The following is an 18,143-nucleotide window of genomic DNA, read 5'->3' as shown; positions in this document are numbered from 1 at the left end:
TTAAGATCTTACCTCAATGTAAGGGAGGACGTTAATGTGGATATTTTCATGTTAATTGATGAATTAGAACAAGAAATAGAAACAGGTAAGAAAGTTCCCCTCTCCAGTAAATTTGTAATGGAAAAAGAACGAATTTTGGACTACATAGATAAAATCAGGAGCGAATTGCCCGAGGAAATGCGACAAGCAAGATGGGTTGTAAGAGAAAGAGAAAGAGTAATCAATGAAGCAAAAATGGAAGCACAAGAGGTTCTAGATAATACCAAAAATAAAATAACAAGGTTAGCACAAGAATCAGAAGTGGTCAGGGAAGCAAAAATTCAGAGTGAAGAGATAATAGCCGAAGCACACAAAGTAGCTTATGAGATTAAAAGTGGAGCCAATCAGTATGCTGATAATCTCCTGGCTTCAATAGAAATAAAACTTCAACAAACTTTAGCCACAATTGAAGAAGGAAGAAGCGAACTAAAAGAAAGACTTCCCAAAAAGGATATTAACGATATAGAAAATGCAGGTTAAGTCTAATCTTTTTAATTAATGAGTATAATAGAGATATGATAAGTAGGGTAATTAATACAAATATAAACATTCCAAAACTGTATACTATCAGAGTTAGTGTACTAAACTCCAGATTTAATAAATTTTCATATTCGGAGATAACAGAAACCGTAGGATTGAAAATTACTAAGGTGATAGCTGCTGCTAGGATTCCATGACAAAACCTTGCAATAATAAATGGATAAAATTTGATATCTGTATTGGACAGCATACTCAATGCCTGTGCATGGATGGATAAACCTGACCAGCCTAAGATAAGACTTATACCAGCAACCTTTAGATTTAATGGAGAAGCTGATTCTGCAATTAATTTTGAACCAATAGTCATTTCAACAAAACCACTAGTTATACCCTTTGCTAATTGTAGGTCTAACATCAAGGGTTTGAAAATAAATGTTAAAGAAGTGGATAGTATTCCAATTACATTAAATAATGTAAGTAACTCAATTACAACAGAAAAAAGAATAATGAATCCACCTATTTGTGTAAGGTTGTTTATAGAATTTCTTATTGCATCACCTAGCATTTTACCCAAGGGTTTATTAGTTTTGGTGTGGCTAGCAAATAAGGTCTTTACGGCCTTTTTAAATCCCACGTTTTGTGAATTATAGTGCATTCCGTGATTTCTAGGTACCCAAAATCTTAAGCATAATCCAATACATATATTCGCTAGATAATGAGAAAGAGCAATTATAATACCAAGCTCTGGGCTTTTAAACATGCCAACAGCAACAGCTCCAAACATGAATAAAGGGCTTGCATTGTTTGTGAAACATATTAGTCTTTCAGCTTCATTTTTGGATATTATGTTTTTTCTTCTTAAGTCTGCTGTTACAATGGAACTAATTGGTGCACCGGAGGTAAATCCCACAGCAAGAACAAATGCACCAGATCCAGGCAGTCTAAACACAGGACGCATTACAGGTTCTAGTAGTACTCCTATAAACTGGACAATTCCAATTGAAACAAGAACTTCAGACATAATAAAAAAAGGTAAAAGAGCCGGGAAGACAATAGTCCACCAGGCATTTAAACCCCGTAAAGAAGCTTCGAAGGCCTGTTTAGGAAAAATCATTAAAGAAAGAAATATGATGAGGATCATTATTAATTTCAATAAATATCCTAAGATGTTCTTAGTTTGTTTTTGCATTAATTTTCTCCAATTGAAATATTAATTACTAAATATATATACTTAATAGTATCTTATATTAGACCAATTAAGGTGGGATGGCTTATGCAAAGACCTACTGTGGGCTTGGCACTTGGGGCAGGTGCTGCCAAGGGGATGGCGCACCTGGGGGTACTAATGGTTTTGGAAGAAGAAAAGATACCAGTTCATGTGATAGCAGGTACTAGTATAGGTAGCGTTTTTGGTGCTCTTTATGCCGATAATGCTGATTTAAATCTTGTTGCTAAAATGGCATGTACCATGCGGCATCAGCAGTTTGTAGATATAGTGTTGCCAAAGATGGGTTTGATAAAAGGTGAAAAGATTGAAGAATTGTTTAAAGTAATAACAAAAAACAAGAACTTTAATGAATTAGCCAAGCCATTTTTTGCAATTGCTGCAGATATAGAAACAGGTGAGGAAGTAGTGATAAATACTGGTAAGGTTGCTGATGCTTTAAGAGCTAGTGTATCGATTCCAGGAATTTTTAAACCAAAAAGAATTGCTAATAGGTTATTAGTAGATGGTGCTGTTAAAAATCATGTACCAATAAATATATTGAGGTTGCAAGGAGCCGACTATATAATAGCTGTGGATGTTAGATTTGGTGGCAGAATAGGGGGTAAGCATAATGTTCAGACTATTTTTGATGTTATTCTAATGTCATTAGAAATAACTCACTTTGAACATGTACAAAGATTGTGTCATGAATGTAATGCATTAATACAACCAGATCTTTCCCATATCAGCCCAACAAGGTTTGATAGAGCCGAGGAGTGTATAGAATTAGGTATAGGTGAAGCGAGAAGAATAATCCCGGCTATAAAAAAAGATTTACAAGCCTTAGGAGTGATATGAACGATATTTTTCAAAGACTTAATGTTAAAGGGGATAATTATCAAAATGAAAGTACTAATTGTAAACTCAGGAAGTTCATCAATCAAGTATCAAATGTTTGACATGGAAAATGAAAGTGTATTAGCGAAGGGACTAGTTGAAAGAATTGGTTTAGAAGGGGCTTTAATAACTTACCAAGCAGCAGGTCAAGACAAATATATTTTAGAAACTGAAATTCCTAACCATGAAATAGGAATAAAATTTGTAGTTGAGTCTTTAACAGATGCTCAGCATGGAGTTATCAGGAGTATGGATGAAATTAATGCAGTAGGACATCGTGCTGTTCATGGAGGAGTAATTGCCGAATCGGTTTTAATTGATGATAGGATCAAAGAAGAATTTGAAAAGCTATTTAGTCTTGCACCATTGCATAATCCTCCCGGGCTTATGGGAATGAATGCTTGCGAGAAGCTAATGCCTAATATACCTCAGGTAGCTGTATTTGATACCGCATTCCATCAGACAATGTCACCATCAGCATATACCTATGCTTTACCTAAGGGAATTTGTGAGAAGCATAAAATTCGTAGGTATGGGTTTCATGGTACCTCTCACAAATTTGTGGCCAGGCGTGCAGCAGAAATTACAGGTTTAGATTTGAATAATTCCAAAATTGTGACCTGTCACCTAGGTAACGGTGCATCAATTACTGCGGTCAAAAATGGCAAATCTGTGGATACAAGCATGGGATTAACTCCCCTAGAAGGACTAGTGATGGGAACACGCTGTGGTAATATTGACCCAGCAATAGTACCCTTCTTGATGGAAAAGGAAAACTTGAATATTGACCAAATCAATCAACTTATGAACAAAAAAAGCGGTGTATTTGGTGTTTCTGGGGTAAGTAGTGATTTTAGGGATCTCGAAGCAGCGATAGAAGAAGGAAACACAGATGCACAATTAGCTATTGATGTATATATTCATTGTGCAAAAAAAATTATTGGTGCCTATGCAGCAGTTTTAAATGGTGTTGATATTTTAGTATTTACAGCAGGATTAGGTGAAAATTCAGGAGCAATCAGGGAAAAAATATGTGAAAACATGGATTACCTTGGCATTAATATTGATTTAGAAATAAATAAGATTCGTGGAGAGGAAAAAGTAGTTTCTACTATTGATTCATCAACTAAGGTTGTTGTTGTACCAACCAATGAAGAGCTTATGATTGCTAGAGAAACTAAAGAGGTTCTTGAGTCAATTTCTTGACATATACTCCTCTGGTCCTGTATAATCTCCATTAGAGTCGTGTAAAGGATGGTTTGCTGTGTATATTGATGTTGAGAAACTTAAGATGGAAAAATTATCAACTCGACATTATGACTTTTCGTTAAATTTGCCAGAACTAATGGTGGGTCAAGAAGAAAAAGTCAGTTTTGAAGGCCCGATAAAAGTGGCCGCAACGGTAATGTTTGCTAATAAAGATATTCTAGTTGAGGGAGAAATTACTGCCAAAGCACAAATTACATGTCATTGTTGTTTAGAGCCATTTATATTTGATATAGAAGCTCCTTTTAAAGAAAGATTTGTATCTAGTGTTGAATATAACTTGCTCTCAGAAGATGAACAGCAAGGTGAGGATATGAATTGGTACAAGAATGGCAAAATTGATTTACAACCTTTTATAGAACAGGCAGTAATCTTAGCTATACCTATGAGGGCAGTATGTAAAGATAGTTGTCTAGGGTTGTGTCCGAAATGTGGTTGTAACCTTAACTTGAATAAGTGTGAGTGTAAAGAAGAAATAATTGACCCCAGATTGGCAGTTTTACAGCAACTACTTAAAAACTAATTAGAGCAAGGGAGGCTTATAGATGGGAGTACCAAAAAGAAGACATTCTAAAGCAAGAGTACGTTCTAGACGTTCACAATGGAGAAAAATCAGTTCATTACCTTTAGTAGAATGTCCACAGTGTCATCAACTGAAGGTACCACACAGAATTTGTGCTGAATGTGGTTTTTACAAAAAGGAAGTAGCCGGTGCAGAAAAAGAATAGTTTAAATAGGCAGAAAAGAGTTGTTAACATGTGTGTTGACAATTCTTTTTTACATTATTTAGAAGGATAAGCTTTTATTAATGCTTGCCAATTTAGTAAAAAATAACTATAATATATTTAATACTAGGTACTAATAACTACTAATAATTAGAGGTGCTAATATGGCTAAGGGTTCAAAAAAAGAAAGACAAGAGCAGTTAGTAAGGTTTTTAAAAGAAAACCCATTTACTACTGATGAAGATCTAGCCGAATACTTTTCTGTTAGTATACAGACAATACGTTTGGACAGAATCTCCTTAGGCATACCAGAGCTTAGAGAAAGGGTTAAAAGTGTAGCACAAGAAAAATATGCAAAGTTAAAATCTCTTTCAAAAACTGAGCTTGTAGGAGAACTTATAGACATTGTTCTAGATAAGGAAGCTTATTCATTGTTAAAGATAGAGGAGGAACATGTTTTAGAAAGAACTGGCATCGCCCGTGGGCACCACCTTTTTGCGCAGGCTAATTCATTGGCTATTGCAGTTGTAAATGCCAAGGTGGTATTGACAGGTAGTGCCAGGGTACGCTATAAAAGACCTGTAGGTATTGGTGAAAAAATTGTATGTAAAGCCGTTGTAAAGGTTAAAAGGGCCAATACATATTTAGTCTCTGTATACTCCAAAGTTGAAGGTGAAATGGTTTTTAAGGGACAGTTCATTGTTCAATCACAGGCTACATAATTTGGGGACATTCCCTTTCAAGAGGCAAGAAGCAGGAAGCAAGAGGCAATGAAAAAATCCTGCATATATCCTGCTTCTTGAACGTTGTGTTGCTGTACATTAAAGGAGGAATTTTAGATGGTAAGGATAGCCCTGGATACCATGGGAGGAGATTATGCCCCAAGTGAGATTATCAAAGGTGCCATTGAAGCAGTTAAAATGGGTTATTCTGAGGTAATCTTGGTGGGCATTGAGTTACAAATAAAGGAGGAGCTAGCTAAGTATCCTGTGATAGAAGGTATAAGTGTTCATCATGCTTCAGAGGTAATAGGCATGGATGAAGCACCTGCTAGTGCAACTAGAAAAAAAAGGGATAGTTCCATTATGGTAGCTGCTAAGCTAGTTAAAGAGAAAGTTGCTCATGGCATGGTATCAGCTGGTAGTACTGGGGCGCAAATGGCAGCTAGTGTTATGAACATTGGAAGAATTAAAGGAATTAATAGACCTGCCATAGTTACCTTAATGCCAACCTTGAGCGGTCCAAAAGTTTTATTAGATGTGGGTTCAAATGTTGATTCCAAACCTGAAAATTTGCTTCAATTTGCTCATATGGGAAGTTTGTATGCAGAAAAATTGTTAGGGTATAAAAAACCAAAAGTTGGGTTAATTAATATTGGGGCAGAAAAAACTAAGGGGAACCAGCTTACAATAGCTGCATATGAACTTCTAGAAGAAAGCAATCTGAATTTTGTTGGTAATATAGAACCAAGAGATATTCCCCAAGGACCAGTAGATGTTATGGTATGTGATGGTTTTGTGGGAAATTGTCTTTTAAAGTTTGCAGAGGGTTTAGCTGGAGGATTTAGTGTTTTATTAAAAAGAGAATTAACAAAGAACTTTGTAAGAAAAATAGGGGCTTTAGCACTACTACCTGGACTTAAAAATATAAAAAAACAATTTGATTATGCGGAATATGGTGGCGCACCTTTATTAGGCATTAATGGTGTGAGTATAATATGTCATGGAAGTTCAAAATCGGTAGCAATATCCAATGCTATTAAAGTAGCAGCACAGAGTTATGATAGCAAACTAGTGGAGGCTATTCAACGAATAAATGACATCTAAAGGTGGGATAAAAGATAAAAATGGAAAATAAATACCGTGCAAAAATCGTAGGTGTAGGTATGTATTTACCTGAAAAGATAGTAACTAATAAATGTCTAGAGACAACTGTAGATACAAATGATGAGTGGATTAAGTCTAGAACCGGAATTGAGGAAAGACGTGTAGTGGAAGATGATTTAGCATGTTCCGACTTAGGAGCAAAAGCTGCTTTAAAGGCTATGGAACGGGCAAAAGTGACCCCGGAGGATATTGATTTGATAATTGTCGCCACACTAACTGGCGATATGGTTTGGCCATCTACAGCTTGCTTGATACAAGAAAAAATAGGTGCATATAAAGCTGCAGCATATGATCTATCAGCAGGTTGTACAGGGTTTATTTATGGACTAACAACGGCAACCCAGTTTATAGAAACAGGATATTATAAGAATGTGCTAGTAATCGGGGCCGAAGTTATGTCAAAAATAGTAAACTGGGATGACAGAAATACCTGCATTTTATTTGGTGATGGAGCAGGAGCAGTTGTTTTACAACCATCCCAGGATTCATCAGGAATACTAGCAAATTATCTGGGGAGTGACGGAAGGGGAGCTCATTTGCTCAAACAACCTGCTGGAGGGTCAAGTCTTCCTCCATCGTATCAGACTATAGATGATAAAATGCATACTATACACATGAATGGAAATGAAGTGTTTAAGTTTGCTGTGCGTGTAATGGGAGAAGCTTCTTTAAAAGTTCTTGAGATGGCAGGTGTAAAAAAAGAGGAAGTGGATTTGTTCATACCCCATCAGGCAAACATACGCATAGTCGAGGCAGCTACTAAAAGGTTGAATTTGTCACCGGAAAGGGTTGTTGTAAATCTTAATAAATATGGAAATATGTCAAGTGCATCCATTCCCGTTGCATTAAATGAAGCATATGAGAATAATAGAATATGTGCTGGACAAAAAGTATTATTGGTTGGTTTCGGAGCAGGTTTAACCTGGGGAGCTACTTTAATTCAATGGTAACTTCACAATTCTACAAATCGATTAGGAGGTGTTTTTTATCAAAACACGAATTACTGAAATTCTTGGTATAAAATATCCAATTATCCAAGGTGGTATGGCTTGGATAGCTACAGGAGAATTAGCAGGTGCTGTTTCTAAAGCAGGTGGATTGGGAATAATAGGCGCAGGAAATGCTCCGCCAGAAATAGTTGAAAAAGAAATAGCCAAAGTTCGAGAAATTACAAATAAGCCTTTTGGGGTTAATGTTTATTATTTATCTCCATATGTAGAGGAAATTATTAATCTGGTAATTGATAAAAAGATATCTATAATAACTACAGGGGCAGGAAATCCAGGCAAACATTTATCTGCACTACAAGAAGCACAGGTAAAGGTTTTTCCTGTAGTGGCATCTGTTGCCCTAGCAAGAAGATTAGAGAGATTAGGCGTAGATGGACTAATAGCAGAAGGCATGGAATGTGGTGGTCACATAGGAGAAACCACGACAATGGCTCTTACACCGCAAATAGTTGATGCAGTAAATATTCCTGTAGTAGCAGCAGGTGGAATCGCAGATGGAAGAGGTATGCTAGCAGCAATGGCATTAGGAGCAGAAGGTGTACAAATTGGCACTCGTTTTATCTGCACTACTGAATGTATAGCTCACGATGCTTATAAAAAAGAAATAATTAAAGCGAAAGATAGGGATACAGTAGTTACAGGAGTACATGGTCATCATGTTAGATGTTTAAAAAATAAATTAACCAAAGAGTTTATCAAAAGGGTTGAGTCAGGAGTCTCATTAGAGGAGCTTGGAGAATTAGGAGCCGGTAAGTTGAAAATTGCTGCCATTGATGGAGATATGGATATGGGTTCTATTATGGCAGGTCAGGTTTGTGCAATGATAAATACTATAACATCTGTAGAAAACGTAATTAATGAAATAATGGAAGGTTTTAAGAATAATTTAAAAAAGTTGCAAAATTTAGGCTAAAGTGGAGGTTGATATGCAAAAACTGGCATTTTTGTTTCCAGGCCAAGGGTCTCAATATGTTGGGATGGCAAAAGATTTTAAAGAGAATTATCCCGAGGCAAGGGAATTATTGCAAAAAGCTGATGACATATTGGGTTATAAGTTAAGTGAGATAATATTAGAAGGGCCAGAGGAAACTCTTAGATCTACAGTAAATACTCAACCTGCTATTCTTACGGTAAGCACAATATGTTGGGAACTAATCAAGAAGGAAGGAATTATTCCTGATTATGCAGCAGGTCATAGCTTAGGCGAATATTCTGCTTTAGTAGCTGCTAAATGTATTGATTTTCCTGATGCCCTTAAATTGGTATCTAAAAGAGGAAAATTTATGGAAGAAGCTATACCTGCGGGTATAGGGGCAATGGCTGCAATCCTAGGTCTAGCAAATGAAAAGGTTGAAGATATATGCTCACGTATTGACGGAGTTGTGGAGACTGTCAACTATAATTGTCCAGGACAATTAGTTATTGCAGGTGAAAAAGACAAAGTTGAAGCTGCCTCACAGCTGGCAGTCGCAGAGGGAGCTAAAAGGGCAATTTTATTAAATGTAAGTGGACCTTTCCATTCAAGTTTAATGGAACCTGCAGCGGAAAAATTTGCTCATGAATTAGGAAAAGTAGACTTTAAAAGCCCAAACTTTCCAATAGTTGCAAATTTAAATGCTGAGCTTGTGGAATGTCCGGATAAAATTAAAAACAGTTTAAATGGACAGATTTACAATCCGGTGTTATGGGATATGTCAATAAGAAAACTAATAGAATTAGGCGTTGATACATTTGTTGAGGTAGGACCGTCAAAAGTGCTAAGCAGCCTAATGAAAAAAATAGATAAAAATGTAAAGGTTTATAATGTGGAAAATGTAGAAAGCCTAAACAATACCATAAAAGAATTAAAGGGGGATAAATAATGTTAACTGGAGAAATTGCCTTGGTTACAGGTGGGTCTAGGGGTATAGGAAAGGCTATTTCAATCGCTTTAGCAAAGGCAAATGCTACAGTTGTGGTAAACTCAATAGATGAAGAGGAAGCAATTGGTGTAGCTAATGAAATAAAGTCTTTAGGTACAAATGCAATGGCTATTGAAGCTGATATTTCAAATGCTACTGAAGTAGAAAATATGCTTAAACTAATCCAAGATAATCTTGGAAAAGTAACTATACTTATTAATAACGCTGGTATAACTAAAGATGGATTGTTGATGAGAATGAAAGAAGCTGACTGGGATGCAGTTCTAAATATCAATCTCAAAGGTACATTTAATTGTACTAAGGCCTGCATCAAAGACATGATTAAACAAAAAAAAGGTAATATAGTTAACATTAGTTCTGTGGTAGGAATATCAGGAAATGCTGGTCAGGCAAACTATTCAGCCTCAAAAGCAGGAGTGATAGGTTTTAGTAAAAGTATTGCCAAAGAAGTAGGAAATAGAGGTATAAGGGTAAATGCAGTTGCTCCTGGCTTTATTGATACAGTAATGACCGAGAAATTATCACAGGAAGTGGTTACTAAAATAAAGGACCAGATTCCTTTGGGAACTTTAGGTAAAGCTGAAGATGTAGCAGATTTGGTATTATTTTTAGTTTCTCCATCAGCTAAATATATTACTGGTGAAGTAATTAAGGTAGATGGAGGATTAAACTTGTAATTCAAAGATAAGCAATTTTTTATAGAGAGGAGGTGAAAAGATGTCATCTGTAATTGATAAAATCAAAAAAATTGTTGTTGAACAGTTGGATGTTGAAGAAGCAAATATTTCTCTTGAGACTTCTTTTGAAGATTTAGATGCGGATTCTCTTGACATTGTTGAACTTATTATGGCTCTTGAGGAAGAATTCGGTATCGAAATTCCTGATGAAGATGGTGAAAAGTTAACTACAGTAGGTGCTGCAGTTGAGTATATTAATAACAAAGCAAGTTAATTATCATTGTTAATAAAGTCCCGTAGGGATACTACGGGACTTTCACCAAATCAGATGACCATATACTTAATGGTTTAAAGGGGGTATAGCCCATGACTTTTCCGGCACTTACTATAGGCAATTTTACAGTTTCTTTACCTATTATTCAGGGTGGTATGGCTATAAGGATATCAACTGCTTCATTAGCTGCAGCAGTAGCTAGAGAAGGAGGAATAGGAGTTATAGCTGGTACTGGAATGAGCAGCCAGGAATTAAGGGATGAAATTAGAAAGGCCAAAGAACTAGCTGGGGATGAAGGTAAAATTGGAGTTAATGTTTTATTTGCTGCTTCTAATTTTGCCATATTAATAAAAGAAGCTATGGCAGCAGGCATTGACCTTATTATATATGGAGCAGGTTTTTCAAAGGATATTTTTAAATTGGGAAAGGAATATAATTGTCCGATAGTACCAATAGTATCAAGTGCTAGATTGGCAAAGACTGCAGAGAAACTTGGCGCTGCAGCTATTATTGTAGAAGGATGCGAAGCTGGAGGACACCTTGGAACTGATAGACCTCTAAAAGAATTAATACCTGAAATCAGGAAAGTAACTACCATTCCCATAATAGGAGCAGGGGGCATATCTTCAGGCGAGGATATGTACAATGTGATGAAATTGGGTGCTAATGGTGTTCAAATAGCTACTAAATTTGCAGCAAGCGAAGAATCTAATGCTTCACAAGAATTTAAAAACGTATATATGTCTTCTGTGGAAGGCGATTCGGTCTTAATAAATAGTCCCGTTGGATTACCAGGAAGAGCTGTAAAAACTTCCTTTTCAGAAGCAATTATAAATGGAGATAGGGTTGAAATGGGAAAGTGTACTAGTTGTCTAAAAAGATGCAATAAAGTATTTTGCATTAAAAGTGCTTTGGAAAATGCTCAGATGGGCGTTATTGATAAAGGTTTAGTATTCGCGGGCATTGATGTACACAAAATAACTGAAATATTACCAGTGAAAGAGATAATGAGCAGATTTATAAAAGAATTTGAAGAAACTAGCAAAAGACTTGGGGGGTTGTGGAATGACTAAAAGAGTAGTGATTACAGGGATGGGTGTTTTGAGTCCTGTTGGTGTCGGATTAGAAGAATTTTGGAATTCTTTAACTGAGGGTAAATCTGGAATAGGCCCAGTAACTCATTTTGACGCCTCAAATATTGCCACTTCTATTGCTGGTGAAGTGAAAGATTTTGAGCCACAAAAATACATTGATAGAAAAGAAGCAAGAAGAATGGACAGGTATACTCAATTTGCTGTAGCTGCAACAACAATGGCTATGAAGGATGCTGGTTTATCAAAGGAAAATATCGATTGTGAAAGATTTGGAGTTATTATTGGAACAGGAATAGGTGGCACTAATACTTTTGAAGAACAACATCGTGTTCTTGGTGACAAAGGACCAGGAAGGGTTAGTCCATTTTTTGTACCCATGATGATTGCCAATATGGCAGCAGGACACATTTCAATAGCTGTAGGTGCGAAAGGGGTAAACTATACTGTAATAACAGCATGTGCTTCTGGAACAAATTCAGTTGGTGAAGCATTTAAAGTCTTGCAGAGAGGCTCTGCAGATGTAATGATAACAGGGGGTACAGAAGCAGCTATCACTCCCATGGCCATGGCTGGCTTTGCTTCCATGAAAGCAATGTCAACAAGAAATGATCAACCAGAAAAAGCAAGCCGACCCTTTGATGCTGATAGAGATGGTTTTGTAATGGGAGAAGGCTCAGGTATTTTAATTTTAGAAACCTTGGAGCATGCGCAAAAAAGAGGAGCTAAAATCTATGCTGAAGTGGTTGGCTATGGATGTTCTGCCGATGCGTTTCATATAACTGCACCGGCCCCAGGAGGAGAGGGTGGAGCAAGGGCAATGAAACTAGCCATAGAAGATGCTAATATTAGACCAGAAGAAATTGATTATATCAATGCCCATGGTACATCTACAGATTTAAATGATAAGTATGAGACATTGGCTATAAAAGCTGTGTTTGGAGAGTACGCATATAAAGTAGCAGTTAGCTCAACAAAATCAATGACTGGACATTTATTAGGAGCATCTGGTTCGGTTGAAATAATAGCATGTGCATTAACAATCAATAATGGAATTATTCCTCCAACTATTAATTTGGAAAGCCCTAGTCCTGAATGTGACTTAGATTATGTACCAAATGAGGCACGTAAACAAAATGTTAATGTAGCCCTATCTAATTCTCTCGGTTTTGGTGGCCATAATGCTACGATAATTATTAAAAAATTTGTAGAATAGAGAAGGAAAATGGAGAAAAAAAGGATAAAAGAATTAGAGAACTTTGCAAGTAAAAATAGAATTATTTTTAAAGATGATAGTTTGCTGGATGTTGCTTTTACCCATCCTACCTATGTGTTTGAAAATAAAGGTAGGAGTTTTGAAAGTAATCAAAGACTAGAATTCTTAGGAGATGCTGTTCTTGGAATGGTAGTGGCACAATATCTTTATGAAACATTTGAACAGGAACCTGAAGGTACTTTAACAAAGATGAGAGCAGCAGTTGTATGTGAGGCAACCCTTGCTAGAATTGCCAGGAAATTAAAAGTAGGACAATTTCTAAGTCTTGGAAAAGGTGAGGAATTGACAGGTGGTAGGGATAGAAATTCTAGTCTTGCTGATGCTCTTGAAGCATTAATTGGTGCACTATATTTAGATCAAGGTATTGAAAAGGTTAAAGAATTTCTGCGAGATAATTTGTTAAATGAATTGGACAAATATGAATTAGGAAACTATGGTGATTACAAAACTATGGTTCAGGAATTAGCTCAGAAGGTATTTGGAGAAAATGTTTTCTATCATATTATTTCTGAAAGCGGTCCTGATCATCATAAACAATTTCAAGCAGGTATTTCTTTAAAGAGTGAATTATTAGCAGTAGGTACTGGTAATAGCAAGAAAGAAGCAGAACAAGCAGCAGCCAAAAAAGCATTTTACCAGTTAAAAGAAGAGAATAATAAATAAAATGAAAGTATAGTGGTGAGTAAATTGAAACACTATATCATTCCAATTTTTGTACCCCATATGGGCTGTCCATTTCAGTGTGTTTTTTGTGATCAGAGAAAAATAAGCTCTGAAAAAAATACTGCTGTAGTTAAAATTATTGAGAGCTACTTGAAAACCATTGAGGTAAAGCAGGTTCAGAAAAGAGTGGAAGTAGCTTTTTATGGGGGTAGTTTTACTGCTGTTGAAAAAGAGAGGCAGATCGAACTATTAGCGTTAGTGCAGCCATATTTGATGTCAGGTCGTGTTGATAATGTACGAATATCAACAAGGCCTGACTTTATTAGTGTACAAATACTAGATTATTTGAAAAAATATGGAGTAAGTGTAATTGAATTAGGTGTTCAGTCACTAGATGATAGGGTACTTAAACTATCAGGCAGAGGCCATGATTCTAGTTGCGTATATAAATCAGCCAGTTTAATAAAGGAGGCTAATATTAGACTTGGAATCCAGCTAATGCCCGGTCTGCCTGGAGATACCTTGGATAGTATACTAGCAACAATGGAAAAAACTATTGAGATTAGTCCAGATTTTGTTAGGATTTATCCTACTGTTGTTATAGAGAACACTCCTCTTCATGAACAGTTAAAAAAGAAAAAATATTTTCCTATGATTCTATCAGATGCTGTCCAAGTTTGTGCTAAAATGTATAGAGAATTCATTAATAACCGAATACAAGTTATTAGAATGGGTTTACAGGCAACAGATTTACTTGATAAACAATATGTTATTGAAGGACCATATCATCCATCCTTTGGAGAATTGGTGTTGAATCAAGTGGCATATGAATTAATGGTTGAACAAATTAACATTGTAAAGGATTCAGCTGATTACTTGAAATGCATAGTGCCACCCAAGCAATTATCAATATATCTAGGTCAAAAGAGAATTAATGTGAAAAAAATAAATTCTATTTTACCTATCAACTTTGAGATAATTGGATGTCAAGAAATACCGTTCAATCAATTTAGAGTAGCTACACAAAGTAGATTGATAACATGTTTTCAAAAGTATTTATCATAGCTGGCTTAGTATTGTGGGGGGAGAAATTTGTATCTTCAACGAGTAGAATTGCATGGTTTTAAGTCATTTGTAAATAAAGTTTCCATAAAACTTGATAGAGGAATTACAGTTATTGTAGGTCCGAATGGGAGCGGTAAAAGTAATGTTGTGGACGCATTAAGATGGGTGCTTGGTGAAACAAGCGTCAAATCACTACGTGGTAGCAGGCTTGAGGATATAATATTTTCCGGGACAAAAAATAAAAGACCCATGGGGATGGCCGAGGTTACAATAGTTCTGGATAACTCTTCTGGGATATACCCAATGGAATATAACGAAATAACTGTAACACGAAAGGTTTTCCGAGATGGCGAAAGTCAATTCTTAATAAACAAAAACTCATGTCGTTTAAAAGATGTACAGGCTCTTTTTATGGATACTGGACTTGGAAAAAATGCATTTGCAATTATTGGGCAGGGAAAGGTTGATGACATAATTAACTCGAGCCCAGAAGAACGAAGGCCTCTTTTAGAAGAGGTGGCAGGTATCACCAAATATAAATACAGAAAAAAAGAAGCTGAACAGAAGGTTGCCGTAACAGAACAAAGTTTACTAAGGATTGATGACATTGTTTATGAAATTGAGGAACAATTACCATCATTAAAAACTGAATCAGATAAAGCCAAGGAGTATTTAAGTAAAATTAAATTGCTGGAAAATATAGAGTTTCAATTTTTTAATTTTGAAAGAGAAAAGTTACAAAGAAGACTGAGTACCTTAACAGCACAATATTATCAAAATAACAAGCAGGTTATTACTTATAGCAGGTTCTTAAATGAATTGGATAAATACATATTTGATGAAAAGTTTATTCTTGATAAATGTAAAGATAAAATTTCAACCTTTGCTAATCTCATAGGTGAAATGAATTCTGAATTGGAAAGATACTTAGGTGAAGAAAAGGTTTTAAAAGAACAAGTGAAGGGATTAATGAGAGAAATTGAGGTTTTAAAGGCAGATAAAGGCGTCCATAGTTCCGAAGTTAATAATTGGACATCGAAAGTGAAAGTATTATATGAAGACATCAAAAATGTGGATAGTAAGCTTAAAAAGCTAGAAGAAAAAGTGAGTGTTATTAGTAATGAAATAAGCGATTATGAAAATAATTTAGGGCATAATGAAGGGCAAATCACAGAAGCTAATAACCTTCTAGTGGATTATCAATCTATGTTAGTGCAGTATAAAAATGATATTGCTAAATTTGAAACAAAGATTTCTTTCCTCCAAAAACAAAGTGAGAAGATTGAAGGACAATTAGAGGATAAGGTGACTAAACTTAAAGGATTAAGCCACGAACAACAAAAAACCGTAATTGAATTAAAAGATTCACAAACCGAGCATGACAAATCATTAGAAGCTGTACAAGCCAATAAAAAGAAAGCCGATGAAATTCAAATTGAAAAGGCAAAAGTTAATATGGAGATAGATTCTGCACAAAAAGATTTGTATAGAACAAACTCCAGACTTAATTTTTTAAAGGACTTAGAAGAGGATATGGAAGGCTATTTCCCTGGGGTTAAGGCTATATTACTTGCAAAGAAAAACAACCCAGGTAATTGGGATGGCATAGTAGGAAGTGTGGCAGAGCTGATAGTTGTACCGCCTGAACTTGTTGTTCCAATAGAAACGGCAATAGGATCCCAACTGCAGAATCTTATATCCATTTCACAAAAGGAAGCTGAGCAAGCTATAAGTTTTTTGAAAGCAAATAAATCAGGTAAGGTGACTTTTCTACCCTTAAATACGATTCAGACGAAAACCTTTAGTATTCCACAGAAGCATAGGAATTCTCCAGGACTAATAGGTTTAGGGTCTGACTTAATTAAATGTGACAATAGATATAGTGCTGTTATTAAATATCTCTTAGGCCGTGTATTAATTGTAGAAAACCTAAACATAGGACTAGATTTTGCTAAGGAATTCAATTACTCAGTAAAAATAGTATCTTTAGATGGTCAAGTAATTATGCCTGGAGGTTCTATTACTGGAGGCTTTATTAAAACTTCTACAAACAACTTATTATCCAGAAAGAATGAAATTGCAAGCCTTATAAAAACAATAGCGCCACTAGAAAACTCTTTAAAGATTAAGCAAGATGAATCCAATAGATTAAGAGGTTTAGAAGAAAAGCTTGCGCTTAAAGCCAAAGATCTTATAGAAATATCAACTGACTTAAAAAATGTATTATTACAAAAGAACAATACTCTTAGTAGTATTAAAGAAAAAATAGAAATAACTAAGGACGAAATTAGTATTTTTAAAAGTGAAATTAATGTAATTAAATCTAGCAAAATAGATAATGATGAAATGATAAAAAAAGCTGAAAAAAAAGTTTTAGATATTGAAAAGCAAATCTCAGATGTAACCCTTGAAGTAACAAATAAAAAACAAATAAGTAGAAGTATACGAGATCAGATTAATAAACTTGTAAATTTACAACATCAAGAACAAATTGAGAAGAGTGTTTGGGATCAAAAGCGCAACCAGTTGGAAGAAAAGGTAGAGGATTTTACTGCTAGAATATCCAACTATAAAGAAAAGATAGATATTAATCAAAAGAAACTACTTACTAACACAGAACAAATACAAACCATAGAAAATTCTATTAAGCATTACAATGTAAAGATTACTAAGATTCTTTTAGAAAAAGAAAAAGTAGATAATATGAAGAATCAGCTTATAGAAAGCAAAGAGTTTATCTTAAACACTTTTAACAAACATGAAAAACTACATTCAAAAATTAATAATATCTATCAAGAATTAACCAAGAAACAGCATCAATTAGAGTTAGAAAGGACAAGAATAGAAACAAATTTAGAAACAATTGCTTCTAAGATTGATGAAAAATTCGGAGAGGATTTTGTTTCTGTTGAAGTTGAGATAAAACAATTCAAACCTGAAATTGAAAGGCTCAAGGAAGAATTATCCGCTCTGGGGCAGGTTAATACGGGCGCAATTGAGCATTATGAAAAACTGAGTGAAAGAACATTATTTCTTCAAGACCAGAAAGCAGATCTTTTAAGGGCCAAACAATCCTTGGAAAAAGTAATTAAAGAAATAGATAGCATAATCGAGGAAAGGTTCAGTCAAACCTTTGCGAAGGTAAGTCATGAGTTTTCATCTATTTTTAAATACTTGTTTGGCGGAGGAAGTGCCAGTATATACGTTACAAACGAAGAAGATTTGTTAAATACTGGGGTTGATATTGAAGCGCAACCACCAGGGAAAAAGCTACAAAACATAAGTTTATTATCTGGGGGCGAAAAAGCTTTAACAGCAATTGCCTTACTTTTTGCTTTTTTAAAAATTAAACCAAGTCCATTTTGTGTATTAGATGAAATAGAATCTTCACTAGATGAAGCTAATGAACAAAGGTTTTCAAAGTTTTTACGTGAATTATCAAACAGTACACAATTTTTAGTAGTTTCCCACAGGCAAAACACAATGCTGGTAGCGGATAATTTGTATGGAATAACTACGGAAGAACCTGGTGTTTCCAAAGTAGTTTCAGTAAAACTATCTGATAACCTGGCAGTTGTTTAACATTTTAAAGAATATACATTGGTTTCCGAGGAAAACTAAATTAAACCAAGAATAGACTAAAAATGTTACTTCGGGAGTGATAT

18 protein-coding genes are annotated in these 18,143 nt (G+C 35.2%); 17 read left to right on the top strand and 1 reads right to left on the bottom strand.

All coding sequences use genetic code 11. The annotated features are described in order from the left end of the window. The first annotated feature begins 36 nt into the window (after positions 1-36). On the top strand, positions 37-519 hold the full coding sequence (locus APF76_05125) for a hypothetical protein (GenBank protein KUO52418.1): 483 nt from the start codon (positions 37-39) through the stop codon (positions 517-519). Here the strand turns inward: APF76_05125 and APF76_05120 are convergent. Next, the gene (locus APF76_05120) at positions 494-1,708 is read right to left on the bottom strand and encodes a hypothetical protein (protein KUO52417.1); all 1,215 of its coding nucleotides are present in this window, start codon (positions 1,706-1,708) and stop codon (positions 494-496) included. The genes APF76_05125 and APF76_05120 overlap by 26 nt on opposite strands. A gap of 84 nt (positions 1,709-1,792) precedes the next feature. Here APF76_05120 and APF76_05115 point away from each other — a divergent pair, with 84 nt between their 5' ends. The 16 genes from APF76_05115 to APF76_05040 all read left to right on the top strand — a co-directional run bounded on the left by APF76_05115 (position 1,793) and on the right by APF76_05040 (position 18,060). After that, on the top strand, positions 1,793-2,584 hold the full coding sequence (locus APF76_05115) for a hypothetical protein (protein KUO52416.1): 792 nt from the start codon (positions 1,793-1,795) through the stop codon (positions 2,582-2,584). A gap of 45 nt (positions 2,585-2,629) precedes the next feature. After that, entirely contained in the window at positions 2,630-3,829 is a 1,200-nt protein-coding gene (locus APF76_05110) for an acetate kinase (protein ID KUO52415.1), read from the top strand. A 58-nt stretch (positions 3,830-3,887) separates the two neighbouring features. Further along, positions 3,888-4,412 (top strand): hypothetical protein, encoded by a 525-nt coding sequence (locus tag APF76_05105; GenBank protein KUO52414.1) that lies wholly within the window; start codon positions 3,888-3,890, stop codon positions 4,410-4,412. A gap of 22 nt (positions 4,413-4,434) precedes the next feature. Continuing rightward, positions 4,435-4,617 carry a 50S ribosomal protein L32 gene (locus tag APF76_05100; protein ID KUO52413.1) on the top strand — a complete coding sequence of 61 codons (183 nt, stop codon included), beginning with the start codon at positions 4,435-4,437 and terminating at the stop codon, positions 4,615-4,617. 161 nt (positions 4,618-4,778) lie between these two features. Continuing rightward, positions 4,779-5,336, top strand: coding sequence for a fatty acid biosynthesis transcriptional regulator (locus APF76_05095; protein KUO52412.1), 558 nt, complete (start codon positions 4,779-4,781; stop codon positions 5,334-5,336). A 117-nt stretch (positions 5,337-5,453) separates the two neighbouring features. Continuing rightward, entirely contained in the window at positions 5,454-6,440 is a 987-nt protein-coding gene (locus tag APF76_05090) for a phosphate acyltransferase (GenBank protein ID KUO52411.1), read from the top strand. A gap of 20 nt (positions 6,441-6,460) precedes the next feature. Beyond that, positions 6,461-7,450, top strand: coding sequence for a 3-oxoacyl-ACP synthase (locus APF76_05085; GenBank protein KUO52410.1), 990 nt, complete (start codon positions 6,461-6,463; stop codon positions 7,448-7,450). A gap of 94 nt (positions 7,451-7,544) precedes the next feature. Beyond that, positions 7,545-8,423: a 2-nitropropane dioxygenase gene (locus APF76_05080; GenBank protein ID KUO52409.1), complete on the top strand. Its 879-nt coding sequence runs from the start codon at positions 7,545-7,547 to the stop codon at positions 8,421-8,423. Between the two features lie 13 nt (positions 8,424-8,436). Further along, a complete protein-coding gene (locus APF76_05075) occupies positions 8,437-9,372 on the top strand; it encodes a hypothetical protein (GenBank protein ID KUO52408.1) in 936 nt (311 codons plus the stop codon). Next, positions 9,372-10,109: a beta-ketoacyl-ACP reductase gene (locus tag APF76_05070; protein KUO52407.1), complete on the top strand. Its 738-nt coding sequence runs from the start codon at positions 9,372-9,374 to the stop codon at positions 10,107-10,109. Before APF76_05075 ends, APF76_05070 begins: the two co-directional genes overlap by 1 nt. A 40-nt stretch (positions 10,110-10,149) precedes the next feature. After that, a complete protein-coding gene (locus APF76_05065; GenBank protein KUO52406.1) occupies positions 10,150-10,383 on the top strand; it encodes an acyl carrier protein in 234 nt (77 codons plus the stop codon). 92 nt (positions 10,384-10,475) lie between these two features. Then, positions 10,476-11,456, top strand: a complete 981-nt coding sequence (locus tag APF76_05060) for a 2-nitropropane dioxygenase (GenBank protein ID KUO52405.1) — start codon at positions 10,476-10,478, stop codon at positions 11,454-11,456. Continuing rightward, positions 11,449-12,690, top strand: a complete 1,242-nt coding sequence (locus APF76_05055; protein ID KUO52404.1) for a beta-ketoacyl-[acyl-carrier-protein] synthase II — start codon at positions 11,449-11,451, stop codon at positions 12,688-12,690. Before APF76_05060 ends, APF76_05055 begins: the two co-directional genes overlap by 8 nt. A gap of 9 nt (positions 12,691-12,699) precedes the next feature. Further along, a complete protein-coding gene (locus APF76_05050) occupies positions 12,700-13,413 on the top strand; it encodes a hypothetical protein (GenBank protein KUO52403.1) in 714 nt (237 codons plus the stop codon). A gap of 24 nt (positions 13,414-13,437) precedes the next feature. Then, complete coding sequence (locus APF76_05045; protein ID KUO52402.1) at positions 13,438-14,478, top strand: hypothetical protein; 1,041 nt, start codon at positions 13,438-13,440, stop codon at positions 14,476-14,478. A 27-nt stretch (positions 14,479-14,505) separates the two neighbouring features. Next, entirely contained in the window at positions 14,506-18,060 is a 3,555-nt protein-coding gene (locus APF76_05040) for a hypothetical protein (GenBank protein KUO52401.1), read from the top strand. Positions 18,061-18,143: the final 83 nt, after the last annotated feature.

The organism is Desulfitibacter sp. BRH_c19 (assembly GCA_001515945.1).
GTDB lineage: Bacteria > Bacillota > DSM-16504 > Desulfitibacterales > Desulfitibacteraceae > Desulfitibacter.
The sequence above is the reverse complement of the archived record's forward strand: the minus strand, read 5'-3'. Positions and strand labels throughout refer to the sequence as shown.